17 protein-coding genes are annotated in these 21,773 nt (G+C 59.9%); all 17 read right to left on the bottom strand.

What is annotated here, in order from left to right; all coding sequences use genetic code 11:
* Window positions 1-70 precede the first annotated feature (70 nt).
* A complete protein-coding gene (gene eno / locus HX817_RS00595) occupies window positions 71-1,360 on the bottom strand; it encodes a phosphopyruvate hydratase (protein WP_003219294.1) in 1,290 nt (429 codons plus the stop codon).
* Window positions 1,361-1,516: 156 nt separating this feature from the next.
* On the bottom strand, window positions 1,517-2,362 hold the full coding sequence (kdsA, locus tag HX817_RS00600) for a 3-deoxy-8-phosphooctulonate synthase (RefSeq protein WP_003219295.1): 846 nt from the start codon (window positions 2,360-2,362) through the stop codon (window positions 1,517-1,519).
* 5 nt (window positions 2,363-2,367) lie between these two features.
* Window positions 2,368-3,999, bottom strand: a complete 1,632-nt coding sequence (locus HX817_RS00605) for a CTP synthase (protein ID WP_003219298.1) — start codon at window positions 3,997-3,999, stop codon at window positions 2,368-2,370.
* A gap of 273 nt (window positions 4,000-4,272) precedes the next feature.
* Window positions 4,273-5,592 (bottom strand): tRNA lysidine(34) synthetase TilS, encoded by a 1,320-nt coding sequence (gene tilS / locus HX817_RS00610; protein WP_177039607.1) that lies wholly within the window; start codon window positions 5,590-5,592, stop codon window positions 4,273-4,275.
* A gap of 176 nt (window positions 5,593-5,768) precedes the next feature.
* Window positions 5,769-6,716, bottom strand: coding sequence for an acetyl-CoA carboxylase carboxyltransferase subunit alpha (locus HX817_RS00615; protein ID WP_003219302.1), 948 nt, complete (start codon window positions 6,714-6,716; stop codon window positions 5,769-5,771).
* 139 nt (window positions 6,717-6,855) lie between these two features.
* On the bottom strand, window positions 6,856-10,377 hold the full coding sequence (gene dnaE, locus HX817_RS00620; protein WP_102605547.1) for a DNA polymerase III subunit alpha: 3,522 nt from the start codon (window positions 10,375-10,377) through the stop codon (window positions 6,856-6,858).
* Between the two features lie 75 nt (window positions 10,378-10,452).
* On the bottom strand, window positions 10,453-11,085 hold the full coding sequence (rnhB, locus tag HX817_RS00625) for a ribonuclease HII (RefSeq protein WP_102368230.1): 633 nt from the start codon (window positions 11,083-11,085) through the stop codon (window positions 10,453-10,455).
* The gene (gene lpxB, locus HX817_RS00630) at window positions 11,082-12,221 is read right to left on the bottom strand and encodes a lipid-A-disaccharide synthase (RefSeq protein WP_087694922.1); all 1,140 of its coding nucleotides are present in this window, start codon (window positions 12,219-12,221) and stop codon (window positions 11,082-11,084) included. Before lpxB ends, rnhB begins: the two co-directional genes overlap by 4 nt.
* A gap of 2 nt (window positions 12,222-12,223) precedes the next feature.
* Window positions 12,224-13,000 carry an acyl-ACP--UDP-N-acetylglucosamine O-acyltransferase gene (lpxA, locus tag HX817_RS00635; RefSeq protein ID WP_003219308.1) on the bottom strand — a complete coding sequence of 259 codons (777 nt, stop codon included), beginning with the start codon at window positions 12,998-13,000 and terminating at the stop codon, window positions 12,224-12,226.
* The gene (fabZ, locus tag HX817_RS00640) at window positions 12,997-13,437 is read right to left on the bottom strand and encodes a 3-hydroxyacyl-ACP dehydratase FabZ (RefSeq protein WP_003219309.1); all 441 of its coding nucleotides are present in this window, start codon (window positions 13,435-13,437) and stop codon (window positions 12,997-12,999) included. Before fabZ ends, lpxA begins: the two co-directional genes overlap by 4 nt.
* Before the next feature lie 110 nt (window positions 13,438-13,547).
* Window positions 13,548-14,603, bottom strand: coding sequence for a UDP-3-O-(3-hydroxymyristoyl)glucosamine N-acyltransferase (gene lpxD / locus HX817_RS00645; RefSeq protein WP_008432224.1), 1,056 nt, complete (start codon window positions 14,601-14,603; stop codon window positions 13,548-13,550).
* Window positions 14,604-14,606: 3 nt separating this feature from the next.
* Complete coding sequence (locus HX817_RS00650; protein ID WP_003219314.1) at window positions 14,607-15,110, bottom strand: OmpH family outer membrane protein; 504 nt, start codon at window positions 15,108-15,110, stop codon at window positions 14,607-14,609.
* Window positions 15,111-15,155: 45 nt separating this feature from the next.
* Window positions 15,156-17,543 (bottom strand): outer membrane protein assembly factor BamA, encoded by a 2,388-nt coding sequence (gene bamA / locus HX817_RS00655; protein WP_008432225.1) that lies wholly within the window; start codon window positions 17,541-17,543, stop codon window positions 15,156-15,158.
* 74 nt (window positions 17,544-17,617) lie between these two features.
* Window positions 17,618-18,970 carry a sigma E protease regulator RseP gene (gene rseP, locus HX817_RS00660; RefSeq protein WP_177039608.1) on the bottom strand — a complete coding sequence of 451 codons (1,353 nt, stop codon included), beginning with the start codon at window positions 18,968-18,970 and terminating at the stop codon, window positions 17,618-17,620.
* A gap of 53 nt (window positions 18,971-19,023) precedes the next feature.
* The gene (gene ispC, locus HX817_RS00665) at window positions 19,024-20,214 is read right to left on the bottom strand and encodes a 1-deoxy-D-xylulose-5-phosphate reductoisomerase (protein ID WP_177020596.1); all 1,191 of its coding nucleotides are present in this window, start codon (window positions 20,212-20,214) and stop codon (window positions 19,024-19,026) included.
* Window positions 20,211-21,017 carry a phosphatidate cytidylyltransferase gene (locus HX817_RS00670; protein ID WP_008432232.1) on the bottom strand — a complete coding sequence of 269 codons (807 nt, stop codon included), beginning with the start codon at window positions 21,015-21,017 and terminating at the stop codon, window positions 20,211-20,213. The genes ispC and HX817_RS00670 overlap by 4 nt, the downstream gene beginning before the upstream one ends.
* The gene (gene uppS / locus HX817_RS00675; protein ID WP_003219323.1) at window positions 21,017-21,772 is read right to left on the bottom strand and encodes a polyprenyl diphosphate synthase; all 756 of its coding nucleotides are present in this window, start codon (window positions 21,770-21,772) and stop codon (window positions 21,017-21,019) included. Before uppS ends, HX817_RS00670 begins: the two co-directional genes overlap by 1 nt.
* Window position 21,773: the final 1 nt, after the last annotated feature.

The raw sequence follows: 21,773 nt of genomic DNA on the forward strand, positions 1-21,773 counted from the left end.
AGATTAGCGCCGAAATTCACGCTGCCGTGATTTTTCCGACGTAATCCGCTGACTTTTTACCATTTAACAATCAGCCGCGAAACTCGCTGCGACCGTTGTACTTGGCTTTGCCGCCCAGTTGCTCTTCGATACGCAGCAATTGGTTGTACTTGGAAACGCGATCGGAACGGCACAGGGAACCGGTCTTGATCTGCCCAGCCGAAGTGCCCACGGCCAGGTCGGCAATGGTCGAGTCTTCGGTTTCGCCGGAGCGGTGGGAGATCACGGCGGTGTAGCCCGCAGCCTTGGCCATCTGGATGGCTTCCAGGGTTTCTGTCAGGGTGCCGATCTGGTTGAACTTGATCAGGATCGAGTTGGCGATCTTTTTGTCGATGCCTTCTTTCAGGATCTTGGTGTTGGTCACGAACAGGTCGTCGCCCACCAGCTGGATCTTCTCGCCGATCTTGTCGGTCAACACTTTCCAGCCAGCCCAGTCGGACTCGTCCAGGCCGTCTTCGATCGAGATGATCGGGTAGCGCTCGGTCAGGCCCTTGAGGTAGTCAGCAAAACCTTCCGAGGTGAACACGTGGCCTTCGCCGGACAGGTTGTACTTGCCGTCTTCGTAGAATTCGCTGGCCGCGCAGTCCAGGGCCAGGGTCACGTCGGTGCCCAGCTTGTAGCCAGCGTTGGCCACGGCTTCGGAGATCACTTTCAGTGCGTCTTCGTTGGACGCCAGGTTCGGCGCGAAACCACCTTCGTCACCCACTGCAGTGCTCAGGCCACGGGCCTTCAGCACAGCCTTGAGGTGATGGAAAATCTCGGTGCCCATGCGCAGGCCTTCGGAGAAGGTCTTGGCGCCAACCGGCTGCACCATGAATTCCTGGATGTCGACGTTGTTATCAGCGTGCTCGCCACCGTTGATGATGTTCATCATCGGAACCGGCATCGAGTAGACACCCGGAGTGCCGTTCAGGTTGGCGATGTGGGCGTACAGCGGCAGGTCCTGGTCCTGTGCAGCGGCCTTGGCAGCGGCCAGGGACACGGCGAGGATGGCGTTGGCGCCCAGGCTGCCTTTGTTTTCGGTACCGTCGAGCTTGATCATCGCGTGATCGAGGGCTTTCTGATCAAGTGGATCCTTGCCCAGCAGCAGGTCGCGGATCGGGCCATTGATGTTGGCCACCGCCTTGAGTACACCCTTGCCCAGGTAACGGCTCTTGTCGCCATCACGCAGTTCCAGTGCTTCGCGGGAACCTGTGGAAGCACCGGACGGCGCGCAGGCGCTGCCGATGATGCCGTTATCGAGAAGCACGTCGGCTTCGACGGTAGGGTTGCCACGGGAGTCGAGAACTTCACGACCTTTGATGTCGACGATTTTTGCCATTGTTGTAAACACTCCAAAGTTGACGAAAACGACGCAGCTGAAGGAAATCTTTTGACCGACCGCAAGGGTGGAACAACGGGCAGGCTTGCAGGCGACAAGGCTCAGGCCTGCGGGCCTGAGCGTAAAGCGAGGGAAAGTCTACCGGAGAAATGGCGCTTACGCGGTCTCTACCGTCGGAAAACTCTTGACCAGGTCGTCCAACTGCTTCAACTGGGCCAGGAATGGCTCCAGCTTGTCCAGGCGCAGGGCGCATGGGCCGTCGCACTTGGCGTTGTCCGGGTCCGGGTGGGCTTCCAGGAACAAACCTGCCAGGGACTGGCTGATGCCGGCCTTGGCCAGGTCCAGTACCTGGGCACGGCGCCCGCCAGCGGAATCGGCGCGACCACCGGGCATTTGCAGCGCGTGGGTCACGTCGAAGAACACTGGGTATTCGAACTGCTTCATGATGCCGAAACCGAGCATGTCCACCACGAGGTTGTTGTAGCCGAAGCTCGAACCACGCTCGCAGAGGATCAACTGGTCGTTACCCGCTTCCACGCACTTGTTCAGGATATGTTTCATTTCCTGAGGCGCGAGGAACTGGGCTTTCTTGATATTGATCACAGCGCCGGTCTTGGCCATCGCGACCACGAGGTCGGTCTGGCGCGACAGGAAGGCCGGCAACTGGATGATGTCGCACACCTCGGCAACCACGGCAGCCTGCTCAGGCTCGTGGACGTCGGTGATGATCGGCACGCCGAAGGCTTGCTTGATGTCCTGGAAGATCCGCATGCCTTCTTCAAGGCCCGGGCCGCGGTAGGAGGTCACGGACGAACGGTTGGCCTTGTCGAAGCTGGCCTTGAATACGTAGGGGATACCGAGTTTCTCGGTCACCTTCACGTACTCTTCACAGACCTGCATCGCCATGTCGCGGCTTTCCAGCACGTTCATGCCGCCGAACAGCACCATGGGCTTGTCGTTGGCAATCTCGATGTCGCCTACGCGAATGATCTTCTGGGCCATCAGGTTTACGCCTTCTTCTGATGTTGCGTCAGTGCTGCTTTAACGAAGCCGCTGAACAACGGGTGACCGTCGCGCGGGGTCGAGGTGAACTCCGGGTGGAACTGGCAAGCCACGAACCATGGATGATCCGGTGCTTCAACCACTTCAACCAGCGCGCCATCACCGGAACGACCGGAGATTTTCAGACCGGCTTCCATGATTTTCGGCAGCAGGTTGTTGTTCACTTCGTAGCGGTGACGGTGACGCTCGACAATCACGTCCTTGCCGTAGCAATCGTGAACCAGGGACCCCGGCTCCAGCAGGCAATCCTGCGCGCCGAGGCGCATGGTGCCGCCCAGGTCGGAGGCTTCGGTACGGGTTTCGACGGCGCCGGTGGCATCTTCCCACTCGGTGATCAGGCCCACGACCGGATGACCGCTGGTGCGATCGAACTCGGTGGAGTTGGCGTCTTTCCAGCCCATCACGTTACGGGCGAACTCGATGACCGCCACTTGCATGCCCAGGCAGATACCCAGGTACGGCACCTTGTTCTCACGAGCGTACTGGACGGCAGTGATCTTGCCTTCCACGCCACGCAGACCGAAGCCGCCCGGAACCAGGATGGCGTCAACGCCTTCCAGCAACGCGGTGCCCTGGTTCTCGATGTCTTCGGAGTCGATGTAGCGCAGGTTGACCTTGGTACGGTTGCTGATGCCCGCGTGGCTCATCGCTTCGATCAGCGACTTGTAGGCGTCCAGCAGCTCCATGTACTTGCCGACCATGGCGATGGTGACTTCATGCTCAGGGTTGAGCTTGGCGTCGACCACGGCTTCCCACTCGGACAGATCGGCGCCGCCACACTGCAGGCCGAAGCGCTCGACGACAAAATCATCCAGGCCCTGGGAATGCAGGATGCCCGGGATCTTGTAGATGGTGTCGGCGTCTTCCAGGGCGATTACCGCACGTTCTTCAACGTTGGTGAACTGGGCGATCTTGCGACGGGACGCGATGTCGATCGCGTGGTCGGAGCGGCACACCAGCACGTCCGGCTGCAGGCCGATGGAACGCAGTTCCTTGACCGAGTGCTGGGTAGGCTTGGTTTTGGTTTCGCCGGCGGTGGCGATGTACGGCACCAGCGTCAGGTGCATCAGCATCGCGCGCTTGGCGCCGACTTCGAAACGCAACTGGCGGATGGCTTCGAGGAACGGTTGGGATTCGATGTCACCCACGGTGCCACCGATCTCGACCATCGCCACGTCGGCATCGCCTGCACCCTTGATGATGCGGCGCTTGATTTCGTCGGTGATGTGCGGGATCACCTGGATGGTTGCACCCAGGTAGTCACCACGGCGCTCCTTGCGCAGCACGTGCTCGTAGACACGGCCGGTGGTGAAGTTGTTGTTCTGGGTCATGGTCGTGCGGATGAACCGCTCGTAGTGGCCCAGGTCCAGGTCGGTCTCGGCGCCGTCGTGGGTGACGAACACTTCACCGTGCTGGAACGGGCTCATGGTGCCCGGGTCAACGTTGATGTACGGGTCCAGCTTGAGCATGGTGACCTTAAGTCCCCGCGCCTCCAGGATGGCCGCCAATGAAGCGGAGGCAATGCCTTTCCCCAATGAAGAAACAACACCGCCCGTGACGAATATGTAGCGCGTCATGAAAAACCCTAGAAGTCTGCGTTAAAGCGGTCCGAGCCGCCGGGGAAAGCGAAGGAAGGCCGAAGCCCCCGATCACCTGCATTAATCACAGTGCACCTTTCAAAAAAACCGCCGCGTTGTGACAGACCAGCAATGAAACACCGGTACGTTGATCGCTACACATTTTTTGGAATCGCCCAGCAAAGACTGCTTGGTAATCGGCAACTGCTGCGATTCAGGCGAATCCACAGAAGTTGTATCAAGAAGGGAGCGTAGTCTACCGGAAAGGCTCTATCAGCTCAAACCTTGATCGCAGGTTGGTGGCATCCAATGTAATTGCCAGCCGGTACCGCCACCCGCCGCAAGCCCCGGCAGGTTGGCCACAGCCAGCAATTGCTGGCCCTGATACAGCAGCGGCAATCTGCCACGGATGAAGCCTGGCACCGCACTTTCGTTAAGCAAGCGCTTCAGGTCGCGCCGGCCCCGGCCTGGCAATTCCATGATTTCACCGCCCTGGCGATAACGGATGCTCAGGGGGCCTTCGGGTGCACTGCCGCTGAAGCGCACTTGGCCGTTACCGGGTAACTGTAGTGGGTTTTGCGGGTGCGGCCAGCTCACCGATGCGTCAGAAAATTCCGACCAACTGGCAGGTAACCACCAGATAAGTCCACCACAACGGTGCAATTGACCGTCGGCCAGGCGCCACAGTGGCTGTGCATCGTGTTTGGCGTCGCGCAAGGTCGCCCAGCCGGTCCAGTGGTCGCTGTCGGGCAAGCGTGTCAACGGTGTCAGCCAGTGCCTAAGTGCGTTGCGCTGGCGGGCCTCGGAGAGCGCGGCAAGCGGTTCAAGGGTCAGCGAAGGCAATGCCAGCCAGGGAAACACCGGGTGCTGGCTGGCGGCCAGCAGGTCCATCTGCGCCAGTTCGTCGAGCAGCCCCTGGGCTTCGCTCAAATGTTCAGCGCCACGGGCCATGGTGCTGACGGCCTGGGGCCACCGCTCGGTCAACTGCGGGAAAACATGGTGGCGCAGGTAATTGCGGGAGAAACGCGGATCAGCGTTCGACGGGTCTTCGATCCAGGTCAATTGATGTTCACGGGCGTAGGCTTCAAGCTCGGCGCGAGACACATCCAGCAAGGGTCGCACCAGATAGCCATCTGCCAAAGGGCGCTGCGCGGGCATTGCCGCCAGGCCACGCACGCCAGCCCCACGCAACAGCCGAAACAGTAAGGTTTCTGCCTGATCGTCACGGTGCTGGCCCGTGACCAGCAACTCCCCCGCCCCGATGACCTCGGCAAACGCCTGATACCGCGCGTCACGGGCCGCGCGCTCCAGGCTCGCGCCAGGTTGCACCTGCACGCGGATCACCCGCAAAGGCACGCCCAAGGCGTCGCACACGAACTGGCAATGGGCCGGCCACGCATCCGCCGCAGCTTGCAGCCCATGATGAACATGGATAGCGCTGAGTGGCGGGAGCTTGTCGATTTTGGCCCGCGTGGCCAGGAGGTGCAGCAGGACGGTGGAGTCGAGGCCGCCGGAGAAGGCGATATGCCAGGCCGGGGCGCAGCGCCAGGGCGCGACGGCTTGCAGGAGCTTGGCGGTTAACGTGGGCTTCATAGCAAAGTACGCCATCAATCTGGAATGCGATAACCCAGCATACACAAGGCAAATGTGGGAGCGGGCTTGCTCGCGAATGCAGTGTGTCAGTCGCCAACTATCTTGACTGAATCACCGCCTTCGCGAGCAAGCCCGCTCCCAAACAAGCCAGCTCCCGCATTTAGTAACGCGTCGGCTTAGAGACCGTAGCTCATCAGGCGCTCGTAACGACGGGCCAGCAGCGCCTCGTTGTCGAACTTCTTGAGCATCGCCAGCTGCGAGCTGAGTTCGGCACGAATGGTCGCGGCAGCGGCAGCCGGGTCACGGTGGGCGCCGCCCAATGGCTCGGCGATCACTTTATCCACGATACCCAGGCCTTTCAGGCGATCGGCAGTGATGCCCATGGCTTCCGCGGCATCCGGTGCCTTCTCGGCGGTTTTCCACAGGATCGAGGCGCAACCTTCCGGCGAGATCACCGCGTAGGTGGAATATTGCAGCATGTTCAGCTGGTCGCAGACGCCAATCGCCAATGCGCCGCCGGAACCGCCTTCGCCGATCACGGTAGCGATGATTGGCGTCTTCAGGCGCGCCATTACCCGCAGGTTCCAGGCAATAGCTTCGCTCTGGTTGCGCTCTTCAGCGTCGATACCCGGGTAGGCGCCCGGGGTGTCGATGAAGGTCAGGATCGGCATCTTGAAGCGCTCGGCCATTTCCATCAGGCGACAGGCCTTGCGGTAGCCTTCAGGGCGCGGCATGCCGAAGTTGCGGCGGACTTTCTCGCGCACTTCACGGCCTTTCTGGTGACCGATGACCATCACTGGCTGGTCGTCCAGGCGAGCGATACCGCCCACGATGGCGGCGTCGTCGGAGAAGTGACGGTCGCCGTGCAGCTCATCGAACTCGGTAAAGATATGGTCGATGTAGTCCAGGGTGTACGGACGGCGCGGGTGGCGGGCCAGGCGCGCGATCTGCCAGCTGGTCAGCTTGCCGAAGATGTCTTCGGTAAGCGTGCTGCTCTTGTCTTGCAGGCGAGCGATTTCATCGCCGATATTCAGCGAATTGTCATTGCCGACCAGGCGCAGCTCTTCGATCTTGGCTTGCAGGTCAGCGATCGGCTGTTCGAAATCAAGAAAATTCGGGTTCATAAGCGTCCGTCTTGGGTCGACGGCCAAGGAGTGCCTGGCCAGCCGGTTGTCTATTCGCGCCCTACCTTAAGGGAGAGGCGCGGTTAGGTCGAGATTAAATGTTCGGTCGAGATCAGGCGATCTTCGTACTGCCTGACCGTCAACGGTATTGGAGGAAGACGTTGTCACGCCCGAACTGGTCACGCAATGCTTGAATCAAGCCATCGGCGGGGTCAATTCGCCACGTCTCACCAAACTGCAACATCGCCTTGGCGTCGTTGCCGGTGTACTCCATGGTCACCGGGCAGGCGCCACGGTGGCGTTTAAGCAAGTCACCCAACCAGCGTAGCTGATCGCCCTTGAGCGCATCGGTCCTGACCTTCAGGCGTAGGCTTTCGGCCAGGTTGGTGCGTGCATCTTCCATGCTCATCACGCGCTTGATCCGCAGGCGCAGGCCGCCGGAGAAGTCGTCGTTGCTGACCTCCCCTTCCACCACCACCATCGCGTCGGTCTGCAACAGCGACTGGGCGGAATGGAATGCATCGGCAAACAGCGAGGCTTCGATCCGGCCCGAGCGGTCGTCGAGGGTGATGAAACCCATCTTGTCGCCCTTTTTATTCTTCATCACCCGCAGCGCGATGATCATGCCTGCGACGGTTTGGGTATCCCGCGCCGGCTTCAGGTCGATGATGCGCTGGCGGGCGAAACGCCGGATTTCACCTTCATATTCGTCAATCGGGTGACCGGTGAGGTACAGGCCCAGGGTGTCTTTCTCACCCTTGAGGCGTTCCTTGAGGGTCAGCTCCTTGGCCTTGCGATGGTTGGCGTAGACGTCGGCATCTTCTTCGACGAACAGCCCGCCAAACAGGTCGGCGTGGCCGCTGTCGTGGGTGCGTGCGGTCTGCTCGGCGGCCTTGATCGCTTCTTCCATGGCGGTCAGCAATACCGCGCGGTTGCGGTCGATATTGGCCTGGTACGCCTTCGGCTCGTCATGGAAGTACGGGCCCAGGCGATCCAGGGCGCCGCTGCGGATCAAGCCATCCAGAGTACGTTTGTTGATGCGCTTGAGGTCGACCCGGGCGCAGAAATCGAACAGGTCCTTGAACGGCCCGTCCTGACGCGCTTCGGTAATCGCCTCCACCGGGCCTTCGCCCACGCCCTTGATCGCGCCGAGGCCATAGATGATGCGGCCTTCGTCGTTCACCGTGAACTTGAACTCGGAAGTGTTCACGTCCGGCGCGTCGAGGCGCAGCTTCATGGTGCGCACTTCCTCGATCAAGGTCACGACCTTGTCGGTGTTGTGCATATCCGCAGACAGTACCGCCGCCATGAACGGCGCCGGGTAGTGAGCCTTCAGCCACGCAGTCTGGTAAGACACCAGGCCATAGGCGGCAGAGTGGGATTTGTTGAAGCCGTAACCGGCGAACTTTTCCACCAGGTCGAAGATGTTACCGGCCAGGTCGGCATCGATGTTGTTGGTGGCGCAACCTTCAATGAAGCCACCGCGCTGCTTGGCCATTTCCTCGGGCTTTTTCTTACCCATGGCTCGACGCAGCATGTCCGCGCCGCCGAGGGTATAGCCGGCCATGACCTGGGCAATCTGCATCACCTGTTCTTGATACAGGATGATGCCGTAGGTCGGTGCCAGTACCGGCTTGAGGCCTTCGTACTGATAGTCGGAGTGCGGGTAAGCCAGCTCGGCACGCCCGTGCTTACGGTTGATGAAGTCATCCACCATGCCTGACTGCAGCGGGCCCGGACGGAACAGGGCCACCAGTGCGATCAAGTCTTCCAGGCAGTCGGGCTTGAGCTTTTTGATCAGCTCTTTCATGCCGCGGGATTCAAGCTGGAACACGGCCGTGGTTTCGGCTTTTTGCAGCAGGCTGTAGGTCGGCTTGTCATCCAGCGGGATAAACGCGATATCCAGCGGTGGCTCATTGACCTTGGCGCGGTCGCGGTTGATGGTCTTCAGCGCCCAGTCGATGATCGTCAGGGTACGCAGGCCGAGGAAGTCGAACTTCACCAGGCCGGCCGCCTCCACGTCGTCCTTGTCGAACTGGGTTACCAGGCCGTCGCCTTCTTCGTCGCAATAGATCGGCGAAAAGTCGGTCAGCTTGGTAGGCGCGATTACTACACCACCGGCGTGTTTACCGACGTTACGCACCACGCCTTCGAGCTTGCGCGCCATGTCCCAGATTTCAGCCGCTTCTTCATCGACCTTGATGAAGTCCCGCAGGATTTCTTCCTGCTCGTAGGCTTTTTCCAGGGTCATGCCGACTTCAAACGGAATCATCTTCGACAGGCGGTCAGCCAGGCCGTAGGACTTGCCCTGTACCCGGGCCACGTCGCGAATTACCGCTTTCGCCGCCATGGAACCGAAGGTGATGATCTGGCTTACCGCGTTACGGCCGTATTTCTCGGCCACGTACTCAATAACTCGGTCGCGACCATCCATGCAGAAGTCGACGTCGAAGTCGGGCATCGATACCCGTTCCGGGTTAAGGAAACGTTCGAACAGCAGGTCGTATTCCAGCGGGTCGAGGTCGGTGATCTTCTGCACATAGGCCACCAGCGACCCGGCACCCGATCCACGGCCTGGGCCCACTGGCACGCCGTTGCTTTTGGCCCACTGGATAAAGTCCATTACGATCAGGAAGTAACCGGGGAACCCCATCTGGATAATGATATCCAGCTCGAAATTCAGGCGGTCGACGTAGACCTGGCGCTTGGCCTCGTAATCTTGCGTGGTGTCCTTGGGCAACAGGACGCTCAGGCGTTCTTCGAGGCCGTCGAAGGACACCTTGCGGAAATACTCGTCGATGGTCATGCCATCGGGAATCGGGAAGTTGGGCAGGAAGTGCTTGCCCAGCTTCACTTCAATATTGCAGCGCTTGGCGATTTCGACGGAGTTTTCCAGGGCCTCGGGCAGGTCACTGAACAGCTCGGCCATTTCATCGGCGCTTTTGAGGTACTGCTCTTCGCTGTAGTTCTTCGAGCGGCGCGGATCGTCCAGCGCCCGGCCTTCACCGATGCATACGCGGGTTTCGTGGGCCTCGAAGTCTTCCTTCTTGATAAAGCGTACATCGTTGGTCGCGACCAGCGGCGCGCCAAGCTTTTCAGCCAGGGCCACAGCGGCGTGCAACTGCTCTTCATCGTTGGGGCGGTTAGTGCGCTGGATTTCCAGGTAGAAACGGTCGGGGAACACCTCCATCCACTCACGGGCGAGCACTTCAGCCTCATGAGGATTGCCGCCCAACAGCGCGATACCGATTTCACCCTCTTTGGCCGCCGAGAGCATGATCAGCCCTTCGCTGGCTTCGGCCACCCACTCGCGCTCGATGATGATCGAGCCGTTGCGCTGGCCATCGATAAAGCCACGGGAAATCAGTTCGGTGAGGTTGCGGTAACCCACGCCGTTCATCGCCAACAGGCTGATGCGGCTCAGTGGGTTATCCGGGTCCTTGTTCGACAGCCACAGGTCGGCACCGCAGATCGGCTTGATGCCGGCGCCCATGGCGGCCTTGTAGAACTTGACCAGGGAACACATGTTGTTCTGGTCGGTCACCGCCACGGCAGGCATGTTCATGCCCACCAGGGTTTTGACCAGGGGTTTGATCCGTACCAGGCCGTCGACCAGGGAGTATTCAGTGTGCAGGCGCAGGTGAACGAATGAAGCCGGCATAGTGATCCTGTACAAAACGTGGAGACAACAAGGCCCGGATTGTACCGGGCCTTGGCAAAAACATCAGCCTTGCTGCTAAACCTCGATCAGGCTTTCCCGAGCCTCGTAAGCCTGGCGAACCGGTGCGAACGAGCGGCGGTGGATCGGGGTGGGGCCCAGGCGAGCCAAAGCTTCCAGATGAACGGGCGTTGGATAGCCTTTGTGCCCGCCGATGCCGTAGCCGGGATAGATCAATTCGAAAGCCGCCATTTCACGGTCACGGCTGACCTTGGCCAGGATCGATGCAGCGGCAATCGCCGGCACTTTGCTATCACCCTTGACCACCGCTTCAGCCGGCATCGTCAGCTTCGGGCAGCGGTTGCCGTCGATCATCGCCATTTTTGGCGTGATATGCAGGCCTTCAATGGCGCGCTGCATGGCCAGCATGGTGGCGTGCAGGATGTTCAGTTTGTCGATCTCTTCGACTTCAGCGCGGGCGATGTGCCAACTCAGGGCTTTCTCGCAGATCTCGTCATAGAGCTTTTCACGACGGGCCTCGGTAAGTTTCTTCGAATCGTTCAGGCCGAGGATCGGGCGGTTCGGGTCGAGAATCACTGCGGCGGTGACGACTGCGCCGCACAGCGGGCCACGTCCGACTTCGTCAACACCGGCAACCAGGTCAAGGGCATCGGCGACCAGGCTGAAATCCAGGCCCATTTGCGTCTTCATAGGGCTTCCTGCTTATGACCGATCAACGTCAGCACGGCATCCGCCGCCTGGTTCGACGCATCACGGCGCAAGGTGCGGTGAATTTCGTCGAAACCACGGGTCTGCTCTTCGCCACCGTCGATCAACGGGAAAAGGGTTTGCGCCAGGGCTTCAGGCGTCGCATCGTCCTGCAACAACTCGGGCACCAACAGACGCTGGGCCAGCAAATTGGGCAGGGAGATGTAGGGGCTTTTGACCATACGCTTGAGAATCCAGTAGGTCAGCGGCGCCAGGCGATAGGCCACAACCATCGGGCGCTTGTAGAGCAAGGCCTCCAGGGTCGCGGTGCCGGAGGCGATCAGCACCGCATCGCACGCCGCCAGTGCCAGGTGCGAGCCCCCGTCGAGCAGGGTCAACGGCAAGTTGCGCCCTACAAGCAATTCTTCAATTTGTGCACGGCGCTGAGGACTGGCGCATGGCAATACGAAGCGCACACCCGGCTTCAGCGCCTGCAGGCGTTCGGCTGCATCAAAAAACAGCGCGCCGAGACGACCGACTTCGCCGCCACGGCTCCCCGGCATCAAGGCCACCAGCGGACCTTCGGGCAAACCCAGTTCGGCACGCGCGGCAGCACGGTCGGCCTGCAGAGGAATGGTATCGGCCAGGGTGTGCCCGACAAACCGCACCGGCACGCCCTTCTCTTCGTAGAACCTGGCCTCGAAGGGCAGCAGGGTCAGCATCAGGTCGCAGCCTTCGCGAATCTTGAGCACGCGCTTTTGCCGCCACGCCCACACGGACGGGCTGACGTAATGCACGGTCTTGATCCCGGCCTGACGCAATTTGAGTTCGATATTGAGGGTGAAGTCCGGCGCGTCGATTCCGATAAAGACGTCGGGCTTTTCTTCGATCAGGGTCTGGATCAGCTTTTTGCGACGGGCCAGCAGCTCGCGCAAACGGCCCAGCACCTCCACCAGCCCCATGACCGACAAGCGTTCCATAGGGAAGTAGGACGTCAGGCCTTCAGCCTGCATCAACGGACCGCCGACACCGATGAATTCAACCGCCGGATGCTGGAGCTTGAGGGCCCGCATCAGGCCTGCACCGAGAATATCGCCGGAAGCTTCTCCGGCCACCAACGCTATACGCAGCCTGGCCATGATCAGCGGGTGATGCCGCGAGTCGACGACTGGATAGAGTCACGGAATATCGCGACTTCCGGAAACAATGCGGCTGGCTCCGTCAGCTCGATCAAGGCCTGGTCGACCGTCAGCCCCTGGCGGTAAACCACCTTGTAGGCGCGGCGCAGGGCGTGGATCGCGTCTTCGCTGAAGCCCCGACGGCGCATGCCTTCGAAGTTCATGCTGCGGGCCTCGGCCGGGTTGCCGAACACGGTGACGAACGCCGGAACGTCCTTGCCGATGGCGGTACCCATGCCGGAAAAGCTGTGGGCGCCGATATGGCAGTACTGATGCACCAGGGTAAAGCCGGACAGGATCGCCCAATCGTCAACGTGCACATGGCCGGCCAACGCAGTGTTGTTGACCAGGATGCAATGGTTGCCGATTACGCTGTCATGACCGATATGCGCATAAGCCATCACCAGGTTGTGGTCACCCAGGGTGGTCTCGGCACGGTCCTGGACAGTACCGCGGTGAATGGTCACGCCTTCACGGATGATGTTGTGATCACCGATTACCAGACGTGTTTCTTCACCCTTGTACTTCATGTCCGGGGTGTCTTCGCCTATCGATGAGAACTGATAGATACGATTGTGTTTGCCAATCCTCGTCGGGCCTTTGAGGATCACATGCGGCCCGATGACTGTCCCCTCGCCGATTTCCACACCTGCGCCGACGATCGACCAAGGGCCGACCTCAACGTCGGCGGCCAGTACGGCCGTCGGATCGATGATTGCGCGAGGGTCAATCAAACTCATAGTTTGCGTTCCGCACAGATGATTTCAGCCGAGCACACCGGCTTGCCGTCGACCGAGGCCTGGCATTCGAACTTCCAGATCTGGCGCTTGCAGCTGATGAACTTGGCTTCAAGGATCAACTGGTCACCCGGAGTTACCGGGTTGCGGAAGCGCAGTTTGTCAGAGCCCACGAAATAGTAGAGCGTGCCATCGGCAGGCTTCAGGTCGAGCATTTTGAAACCAAGGATACCGGCAGCCTGGGCCATCGCTTCGATGATCAATACGCCTGGCATGATGGGATGCGCAGGGAAGTGACCGTTGAAGAACGGTTCGTTGATGCTGACATTCTTGTAGGCACGAATGCGCTTTTCCTCAACATTGAGGTCCGTGACCCGGTCCACCAGCAGGAACGGGTAACGGTGAGGCAGGTATTCGCGAATCTCGTTGATGTCCATCATTTCGGGGGGAAGCCTGTAATAAAGATTGGGAGCGTGCGGACTAAGGCACGCCCCTCTAGCAAATCAAGGAGGCAGTCTAGCGGCTGTGCACACTTGATATGGAAATGGTATCAGCCATCTGATGAAGCATTACCGTCAGGGGTCACGTCCCCAACACGCTTTTCCAGATGTTTCAGGCGCCGAGCGATATCGTCGAGCTGCCTCAGACGCGCCGCGCTCTTGCGCCATTCGGCCGCAGGCTGCATGGCCGTACCGGATGAGTAGGACCCAGGCTCGGTAATCGAATGGGTCACCATGGTCATGCCGGTGATGAATACGTTGTCGCACACTTCGATATGGCCCACCAGGCCAACACCCCCGGCGAGCATGCAATGCTTGCCGATCCTGGTGCTGCCGGAGATCCCCACGCAGGCGGCCATGGCGGTGTGATCGCCAATCTGCACGTTGTGGGCGATCTGAATCTGGTTATCCAGCTTCACGCCGTTACCAATGACGGTATCGGCCAGGGCCCCGCGGTCAACGGCAGTGTTGACGCCAATTTCAACGTCATCGCCGATCAACACGCCGCCCACTTGGGCAATCTTGTGCCAGACACCCTTCGAGTTGGCGAAGCCGAAGCCCTCGCCGCCAATCACGGCACCGGACTGAATCACCACACGCTCACCGATACGCACATCGTGGTACAGGGTCACACGCGGAGCCAGCCAGCCACCGGCACCAATCTCGCTGCGCGCGCCGATAAAACACTGGGCACCCAGCGTTACACCCGCCCCGATGCGTGCACCGCTTTCAATCACCACAAAAGCACCGATGCTCGCGGCAGGGTCAACCTGAGCGTCATCGGCGATCACCGCCGTCGGATGGATACCGGCGGGGGCCTTGGGTTTCGGATCGAACAGGTGCGACACCCGGGCATACGCCAGGTACGGATCGGCAACAACCAGCGCGTCCCCGGCAAAACCTTCGGCGTCAGCGGCCTTCAGCAGCACGGCTGCGGCGCGGCTTTCGCCCAGGTATTTACGGTATTGGGGGTTTGCCAGGAAGCTCAACTGAGCTGGGCCAGCCTCCTGCAAGGTGGCTAGCCCAGTGATTTCCTTCTCCGCGGAGCCACGCAAGGTGGCTCCCAGGAACTCGGCCAATTGGCCGAGCTTGATAGTCGCAGTCATGGCTTACTTCAGCTGATTCATGCGCTCGATCACCTGACGGGTGATGTCGTACTGAGGTTTAACGTCGATGACTGCACCGCGTTCGAATACCAGGTCAAAGGCACCTTTCTTGATGACTTCTTCCACAGCGCTGTCGAGTTTCGGCTTCAGCTGCTTGAGCATTTCGCGGTCGGCAACAGCCTTGGCTTCGTTCAGTTCCTTGGACTGGAACTGGTAGTCACGGGCCTTTTGCTTGAATTCAAGCTCCAGACGCTCGCGCTCGCCTTGCTGCATCTTGTCGCCACCGGCTACCAGACGATCCTGGATGCCCTTGGCGCTGCTTTCCAGCGTCTTGAGCTTGGTCAGTTGAGGACCGAATTTCTTCTCGGCATCTACGGCATATTTCTTGGCCGCATCGGATTCCAGCAGCGCCATCTGATAGTTCAGAACGGCAATTTTCATTTCGGCAAAGGCCGGGGTCGCTACCAGGACAGTCGCCAGGAGAACCAATTGAGTCAACTTACGCACGATGCACTCCTACAGAATCCGTTGTCGTTATCTTGGGTCAGACGCTTAGAACGTCTGGCCGAGGGAGAATTGGAAAATCTGGGTTTCAGCGTTATCCGGTTTCTTGACCGGCATGGCCAGAGCAAAGCTCAATGGGCCAAGCGCGGTAACCCAGGTCACACCGACACCGACAGAGCTTGCCAGGTTGCTGAAGCTCACGTCGTTGCACTGCGTGTTGGACTTCGAGCCATTCGGGTTGGTGACCTGTTCGCACTTGGAGTCGAATACGTTACCCACATCCCAGAAGACCGAAGTACGCAGGGAACGTTGATCTTTAACGAATGGCAGCGGGAACAGAATCTCAGCACCACCCTGGATCAGCACGTTACCACCGAATGGCAGCGGGTCGTTGTCCGAGTCAGCCACAGTCCCCTGGTTACCGGTCACACCCACGCCACGGCTTGGGGTACCACGAGGACCCAAGGTGCTGTCCTTGAAACCACGTACCGAGTTGAAACCACCCGCATAGTAGTTCTCATAGAACGGCAAGCCGCTGGTCGAACCGTAACCGTCGCCATAACCCAGCTCGGTGTGCAGGCGCATGGTGTAGTTTTCGCTCAAAGGCTGGAACAACTGGCCACGGTAGTCGAGTTTGAAGAACGACAGGTCGCTGCCCGGCGTGGTGGCTTCCAGGGTCAGGCTCTGGGAATGGCCGCGGGTCGCGAGTACGCCTTTGTTCAGGGTCGATTCCGACCAACCGGCCGAAGCCTTGAAGTTCAGGAACTGGTCGCCTTCTTTACGCACGAAGTTGAAGATCTCATCCACGGTGTACACACCGGTCTTGATCTTGTCCTGCTGCGCGGTCAGGCCGAAGGTCAGACGCGAGGTCTCACTGATCGGGTAACCAATGTTGGCACCAACACCGAAGCTGTCGATTGCATAGCTTGCAACGTCAACGTCGAGGTCTTTGTAGTCGGTTGTGCGATAGAAGGCGTTGTAGCCCAGGCTCACGCCGTCAGCAGTCCAGTAGGGGTCGACATAACCGAAGTTATAGCGGCTCTGGTATTCGCTTCGGGTCAGGCCGATGGAAACCTTGTTACCGGTACCGAGGAAGTTGTTCTGGGTGATCGAACCACCGAGGATCAGGCCGGCACTCTGGGCGAAACCGACACTGGCGGTAATCGAACCGGAGGCTTGCTCTTCTACGGCGTAGTTCACGTCAACCTGGTCATCCACACCCGGTACAGCCGGGGTTTCAACGTTGACTTCCTTAAAGAAGCCCAGGCGCTCGAGGCGAACCTTGGACTGGTCGATCAGGTAAGTCGACGCCCAGCCACCTTCCATCTGACGCATTTCGCGGCGCAGCACTTCGTCGGCAGACTTGGTGTTGCCACGGAAGTTGATGCGGTTCACGTAGGCACGCTTGCCCGGGTCTACAACGAAGGTGATGTCCACGGTGTGGTCTTCGTCGTGCGGGGTCGGTACGCCGTTGACGTTGGCGAAGGTATAGCCTTCGTTACCCAGGCGACGGGTGATCAGCTCGGAGGTGGTGGTCATCAGCTTGCGCGAGAACACCTGGTCCTTCTGCACCAGCAACAGGGACTTGACCTGGTCTTCAGGCACTTTCAAGTCGCCGCTGAGCTTGACGTCACGAACCTTGTACTTCTCGCCTTCGTTGACGTTGACAGTGATATAGACGTGCTTCTTGTCCGGGGTGATGGACACCTGGGTCGAAGCGATATCCATGTTGATATAGCCGCGGTCCAGGTAGTAGGAACGCAGGCGCTCCAGGTCACCGGAGAGTTTTTCACGGGCATACTTGTCATCGTTCTTGAAGAACGACAGCCAGTTGGTGGTCTTGAGTTCGAACAGGTCGATCAGGTCGTCATCAGCAAACTTGGTGTTACCCACCACGTTGATGTGCTGGATGGCCGCCACGGTGCCTTCGTTGATGTTGACCTTCAGGCCGACGCGGTTACGCGGTTGCGGCACCACTTCGGTCTCGACGGTAGCCGAGTAACGACCCTGGGCAACGTACTGGCGTTGCAGTTCGTTACGCACGCCTTCGAGGGTGGCACGCTGGAAGATCTCGCCTTCGGCAAGGCCGGATTGCTTGAGGCCTTTCATCAAGTCTTCAGTGGAGATCGCCTTGTTGCCTTCGATCTCGATACTGGCGACAGAAGGTCGCTCGACGACAGTAATGACGAGGACGTTACCTTCGCGACCCAGTTGGATATCTTGAAAGAACCCGGTTTTGAACAGCGCACGAGTGGATTCCACCAGGCGACGGTCATCAGCCTGTTCCCCGACGTTCAACGGCAAGGCACCAAAGACGCTACCCGCGGAAACCCGCTGGAGGCCGTTGACGCGAATATCGGAGATGGTGAAGGACTCGGCGTGAACTTCGGCGATCATCAATACGGTGAGAACCGCAGTTAGCAGCAGACGTTTCATGAAGTCCTTTCTTATTCCAACTGGCAATAAACAAACTGCCGCAAAATGCGGCAGATTCGCAATTCAGCGAAGCGTTACAGTCGTCCCAGATCGTTGAACAGGGCTAATAACATCACCCCGACCACCAAACTGATACCGATCTGTATCCCCCAACCCTGCACCCGATCCGACAAGGGGCGACCACGCGCCCACTCGACCAGATAAAACAACAGATGCCCCCCATCCAATACTGGAATGGGCAACAAATTCAGAACCCCAAGGCTAATACTCAGATAAGCCAGGAAATTCAGGAAATCTACAACGCCCGACTGGGCAGAAGCGCCCGCCACTTTAGCAATGGTTATCGGTCCACTCAAGTTTTTTACCGAGAGCTCGCCGAACAACATTTTCTTGAGGGAATCGAGGGTCAGCACACTCATGGTCCAGGTGCGTCTCGCACCCTCGCCAATCGCTGCCAACGGCCCGAAGCTGACCTCTCGAACCATCGAGGGTGGCCAATCGACACCTTTGACGCCGGCCCCCAGGTAACCCCCGGCTGCCTTGGCCTCCCCACGAACCGCCAGGGTCACAGGGACGTCGATTTGAGCACCATCGCGCTCAACTTTCAGCACAATTTTGGTATCAGGGCGTACACGCACCAGGTCGACCACCTGCTGCCAGTCACTCAGCGCCTGGCCATCGAGGGCCAGCAGGCGATCACCGGTTTTCAGACCCGCGGCCTGGGCCGGCCCCTTCGGATCCAGCTCCGCCAGCACCGGCGGCAAGGCCGGACGCCATGGGCGAATGCCCAGGGATTTGATCGGGTCAGGCTCATCGGAGCCTTTCAGCCAGTGGTCCAGGGCCAGCTCGCGCGAGGTTTCGGTGGTGGAATCCTGATCGCGCACCACCAGTTTCACGATGCCGCTTTCACCCAGGCGACGCACCAACTGCAAATTGACGGCACCCCAGCCGGTGGTCGGCTCGCCATCAACTGCAACAATTTCTTGCCCGGCAGTCAGGCCGGCCTTCGCCGCCATGCTGTCGGCCTCGACGGCACCGATCACTGGACGCACCTGCTGGCTACCCAACATGGCCAGGACCCAGAAGAACACCATCGCCAACAGGAAATTCGCGATCGGGCCTGCCGCGACGATGGCGATGCGCTGACGAACGGTCTTGCGGTTGAAGGATTGATCCAACTGATCAGCCGGCACTTCGCCTTCGCGCTCGTCGAGCATCTTGACGTAGCCGCCCAATGGAATGGCCGCAATTACGAACTCGGTGCCACGACGGTCGTGCCAGCGCAGCAACGGCATGCCGAAGCCTACGGAAAAGCGCAGTACCTTGACGCCGCAACGACGCGCGACCCAGAAATGGCCGAACTCGTGGAAGGTAACCAGCACACCCAGAGCAACCAGGGTGCCGACAATCATGTAGAGCGCACTCATCTAATTTCTCCGCATTTCAATCCAGTGCCTGAAGGCTTGAACACACCCAGAGGCTAACGCGTATTGCGGCTCAACCACTGCTCGGTCAAGGCCCGGGCCTTTGCATCCGCTTCGAACACCGCGCCCAGATCATTCACCGGGACGACGGGCTCAAGGTTCAAAACGTCCTCGATGATACCCGCGATCTGCGGAAAGCGGATGCGCCGGTCCAGAAACGCCGCCACAGCCACTTCATTGGCCGCATTCAGCATCGCCGGGGCACTGTTACCCGCCTCCGCAGCTTGCCGCGCAAGACGCAGGCAAGGGAAGCGTTGCTCGTCGGGCGCTTCGAAGTCCAGACGGGCAATGGCAAACAGATCCAACGGCGCAACACCCGAGTCAATCCGCTCAGGCCATGCCAGGGCATTGGCGATCGGCGTACGCATGTCCGGATTGCCCAGTTGGGCCAATACCGAGCCATCCACATAGTCCACCAGGGAATGAATCACACTTTGCGGGTGGATCACCACCTCGACCTGGTCCGGCCGGGCATCGAACAACCAGCAGGCCTCAATCAGCTCCAGGCCCTTGTTCATCATGCTCGCTGAATCCACCGAGATCTTGCGCCCCATGGACCAGTTCGGGTGAGCGCACGCCTGATCGGGAGAAACATGTTCCAGATCGGCCAGCGGCGTCTGCCGGAACGGGCCACCGGAGGCTGTCAGCAGAATCCGGCGCACGCCGACCTGGCTCAACCCGCGGGCGAAATCACCAGGCATGCATTGGAAAATCGCGTTGTGCTCGCTGTCGAGCGGCAACAGCACGGCGCCGCTCTTGCGCACCGCCTGCATGAAGAGTGCCCCGGACATCACCAGGGCTTCTTTGTTGGCCAGCAGAATCTTCTTGCCCGCATCAACGGCCGCCAGGGTCGGGCGCAAGCCGGCAGCGCCGACAATCGCCGCAACCACGGTGTCGACCTCAGGGTCTGCCGAAACCTGGCACAACCCCTCCTCCCCCACCAATACCTGAGTCGCCAGGCCCGCAGCGCGCAAGTCATCCTGCAAACCACGTGCAACTGCCGCTTCGGGCACTACTGCGTATTGCGGCGCGTGCCGCACACACAGTGCCAGCAGTTCACTCAGGCGACTGAAACCGGTCAAGGCGAATACTTGATAACGCTCGGGATGACGGGCAATCACATCCAGGGTGCTTAGCCCCACCGAGCCGGTAGCGCCCAGCACGGTTACCTGTTGCAGGCGGCTCACGAGGCAGCCATCCACAGCAGTACGGCAAAGATCGGGATCGCGGCAGTCAGGCTGTCGATACGGTCCAGCACGCCACCGTGACCCGGCAGCAGGTTACTGCTGTCCTTGATCCCGGCCTGGCGCTTGAACATGCTTTCGGTCAGGTCACCGACCACCGAGATGAACACCACCACGGCTGCGCCCACCAGGCCCAGTAGCATTTCCTTGACGGTCCAGCCACGCACCACACCGACCACCACGGTAATCACCAGGGTCAACGCCAGGCCGCCATACACGCCTTCCCAGCTTTTGCCCGGACTGACCGCCGGCGCCAGCTTGCGCTTGCCGAAGGCACGCCCGGAGAAATAGGCGCCGATATCGGCACCCCACACCAGGACCATCACCGCCATGATCAGCCAGTTACCCAGTTGCATGTGCTTGATGTAGACCAGGCCTTGCCAGGCAGGCAACAGAATCAAAAGGCCAATCACCAGCTTGCAGGCGACACTGGACCAATGACTGCTGGTGCCCGGATAGGTCAGCACCAGATAGGTCGCCAACGCCCACCACAACACCGCCGCACCCAGCACCCAGGGCGCCACGTCCGGCAGGATGTACATCAGGAACATCAACAACGCCACGACAGCGGCATACACCACACGAGGCAACTGCGCGGCGAAACCCGCCAGGCGCGCCCATTCCCAGGCACCCAGGGTCACAACCAGGCCGATGAACAGCGCGAAGTTCGCACCTTCAAGCAGGAAAAACCCGCACAGGGCAATAGGCAGCAGGATCAGCGCCGTGATGATTCGTTGTTTAAGCATTAAACCCGGGCTCCAGCTTCGATCTGCTCGCTCGTTTTACCGAAGCGACGCTGACGGGAAGCGAAATCGGCCAGCGCATTGCGCATGGCATCGTGTTTGAAGTCCGGCCAGAACAGGTCGGAGAAGTACAGCTCGGTATAGGCCAACTGCCACAACAGGAAGTTGCTGATGCGATGGTCGCCACCGGTACGAATGCACAGGTCCGGCAACGGCAGGTCGCCGGTCACCAGGCAGGTTTGCAAGAGTTCGGGGGTGATGTCTTCCGGGCGCAGATGGCCGGCCTGCACTTCCCGCGCCAGACGCTGCGCGGCCTGGGCAATATCCCACTGGCCGCCGTAGTTGGCTGCGATCTGCAGCACAAAACGGTTGCTGCCGGCAGTGATCGCCTCGGCTTCGCGCATGGCCGCCTGCAGCTCCGGATGAAACCGCGAACGGTCACCGATGATACGCAGGCTGATGTTGTTCTCGTTCAGGCGCTTGGCCTCGCGGCGCAGGGCCTTGAAGAACAGGTCCATCAAGGCACTGACCTCCTCGGCCGGGCGCTGCCAGTTTTCACTGGAGAACGCGAACAGGGTCAATACTTCGACCTTGGCCTCGGCGCACACCTCGATCACGGCTCGTACAGCGTCGACACCCGCCTTATGCCCGGCAACGCCCGGCATAAAGCGCTTCTTCGCCCAGCGATTATTCCCGTCCATGATGATCGCGACATGGCGCGGCACCACGGAGGGCACAGTCTGCTTGGTCTTTTCCATG

The sequence above is a fragment of the Pseudomonas sp. C6002 genome, from assembly GCF_013385805.1.
GTDB lineage: Bacteria > Pseudomonadota > Gammaproteobacteria > Pseudomonadales > Pseudomonadaceae > Aquipseudomonas.